4 protein-coding genes are annotated in these 2,159 nt (G+C 61.3%); 2 read left to right on the top strand and 2 right to left on the bottom strand.

All coding sequences use genetic code 11. The annotated features are described in order from the left end of the window. Positions 1-71: 71 nt before the first annotated feature. A complete protein-coding gene (locus AC5JLB_RS00840; RefSeq protein WP_495871963.1) occupies positions 72-332 on the top strand; it encodes a GlsB/YeaQ/YmgE family stress response membrane protein in 261 nt (86 codons plus the stop codon). Positions 333-365: 33 nt separating this feature from the next. Here the strand turns inward: AC5JLB_RS00840 and gst are convergent, their stop codons facing one another. Beyond that, on the bottom strand, positions 366-1,040 hold the full coding sequence (gst, locus tag AC5JLB_RS00835; RefSeq protein ID WP_495871962.1) for a glutathione transferase, Atu5508 family: 675 nt from the start codon (positions 1,038-1,040) through the stop codon (positions 366-368). 34 nt (positions 1,041-1,074) lie between these two features. Then, entirely contained in the window at positions 1,075-1,590 is a 516-nt protein-coding gene (locus tag AC5JLB_RS00830) for a hypothetical protein (RefSeq protein WP_495871961.1), read from the bottom strand. Between the two features lie 118 nt (positions 1,591-1,708). Here AC5JLB_RS00830 and AC5JLB_RS00825 point away from each other — a divergent pair. After that, a partial coding sequence (locus AC5JLB_RS00825; RefSeq protein ID WP_495871960.1) for a YidB family protein occupies positions 1,709-2,159 on the top strand: 451 nt, incomplete at its 3' end.

The raw sequence follows: 2,159 nt of genomic DNA, 5'->3' as shown, positions 1-2,159 counted from the left end.
CAGCGGCTTGGTAGGGATCACCAAGTGTGTCACGGTGTGGTGGTAAACATTCCCATCCAAGGAGGGATAAAATGGGGTTTGACGGTGTAGGCTGGATTGCGGCGATCATCATCGGCGGTCTTGCGGGCTGGCTCGCCGGCCGGGTGATGAACACGCAAACTGGCGTGTTGATGAACATCATCCTCGGCATCGTGGGGGCGATCGTTGCCAGCATTCTGCTCGGTATTCTGGGAATATCGTTCGGCGGCTGGATTGGCTATCTGATCGCCGGCTTTGTCGGTGCCTGCATCCTGATCGCCATCGGGCGTGCGGTTTCAGGCCGACGCGCTTAGGACGTGATCCGGGCACGCAAGTGCCCGGATCATTTAACTCAGGACCTTCGCCATCGACTCGCCGATCTGGCCGCCGGCATAGCTGGAGCCATAGTCCGCGCGGGCCTTTTCGGCCAGAGCAGCGAGCGGTGGCAGGGCCGAAACCCGGCGGCAGAGCGCGGCGGTCATGGGTGCTGTGTGGGTCAAGACGTCGCTGATCTTGCTGAAGCGGTCAGTCATGGTCGTCCACAAAGTGGCGGTAATGACGTCGGCAATGCCCGGTTCGCCACCTCCGAGGAGAAAACCGGCATTTTCGGCCAGCCCATGTCGGCGGCCGGTTTCTTCCCAGGCGCTCATCCACTTCTGGAGGCGCGGCCGGAAGTCGGCCCAGCGCGCGTCAGTCCACATGTCGCGACCGCCCTGCAGCGTGATCTCGTCGATCACATCGTTGGCGTCATTGACGACTTTCATGGTGAGGGCACGAAGGAGCGGAGTCTGCGGCAGAAGCCCCAGCGTCTCTCCAAGATAAAAAACGATTGCCGGCATCTGGGCGATAGCGGCTCCGGCGGCGCGGTCGATCAGCACAGGTGGACCCATGAAAGGGATCGGCATGGTACCGACGGTCCCCTTCATGATCTCCGAGATGGCGTCGTCACCCACTTCGTCCCATTTCTGACCCGCATGGGCGAGGACGGCCCTGACGAACTGCCCGCGAAACGGGACGACCAATAAAGCAGTTGATAGTTTGACAAGGGCCTTCCCGCTAGTTGCGTGCTGCTGTACGGGGCCGAGTCATGCTGTTTTCGATGCGCTCGACGATCGGGTCAAAGCGCCGTTTCTCGCTTCTGGGATAGCTGATCTCGAAGGCGGAAAAGGTTTGGTGGTCGGCCGACATCAACACCTTGGTGTAAAAGATCAGCGGCTCACCGCCGTTCTCGTTGTCATAGTAGCCCGACAGGACGAACCAGGAATTGCCACCCGCCTGATAGGTGATGTTCCGCACGTCGGCGCCGGCGGAGAGTTGACGGGCGAACTCATCGATCGTGAGGCCCTCAGCGGGGCCGCCATAGAGGGTTATCTGCCCTTCGCCACCAAGCTCGGTGAAGACGCGACGCGACGCATCGGGGCCGTCAAGTGCGGTAAAGGCTCCCAAAGGTAGTTCTACGGAAAACTCACCCACTTCATTGGTTTGGCGTTGCCAATCCAGGTTCTGCCCGTGGGCGAGCGAAGCGGTCAGCAGGGTGCTTGCCGTTGCCAGGCCGATCAAGATCAAGCGCATCGAACTGCTCCTCGTTTACCGGACGTTAACGCGGTGCCGGCTGCTTCGATCCGATGTGCCGAGCGGAACTTACTAAGTGGATGCGGCCTTAGTGTTGCGAACACTTTGGAGAAGAACAATGGCACGAGGATTGAACATGGGTTCGGCAGGCATTGCCCTGCTCGGACTATTGGCCGTCAAAGGCTTTCAGCATCGCGACGAAATTAGCAAGGCGCTCGGCGACATGGCAGGGGGAGCCAAGGGAAGCGGCACGGGATCGGCCGGAGGCCTCGACAGCATTCTGGGCAGCCTTGGCGGCATGCTGGGCGGGAGTTCACAAGGGGCAGTGCTCAAGGACGGCCTAGGCGGATTGCTGGACCGCTTCCGGCAGTCGGGACAAGGCGAGGCAGCCGACTCCTGGGTGACAACCGGGCCGAACCGCGCGGTGGAAGCTTCCCAACTCGAGGCGGCGCTGGGCGACGATGTCATCGAGCACCTCCAGGAACAAACCGGCCTGTCACGGAGTGAGCTCCTGCAGCGCCTTAGCACCAACCTGCCGCAAACAGTTGACCGGCTGACCCCGAACGGCC

The organism is Myxacorys chilensis, from assembly GCF_059505265.1.
Note: the sequence above shows the minus strand (reverse complement) of the source record. Positions and strands in the feature narration are given on the sequence as shown.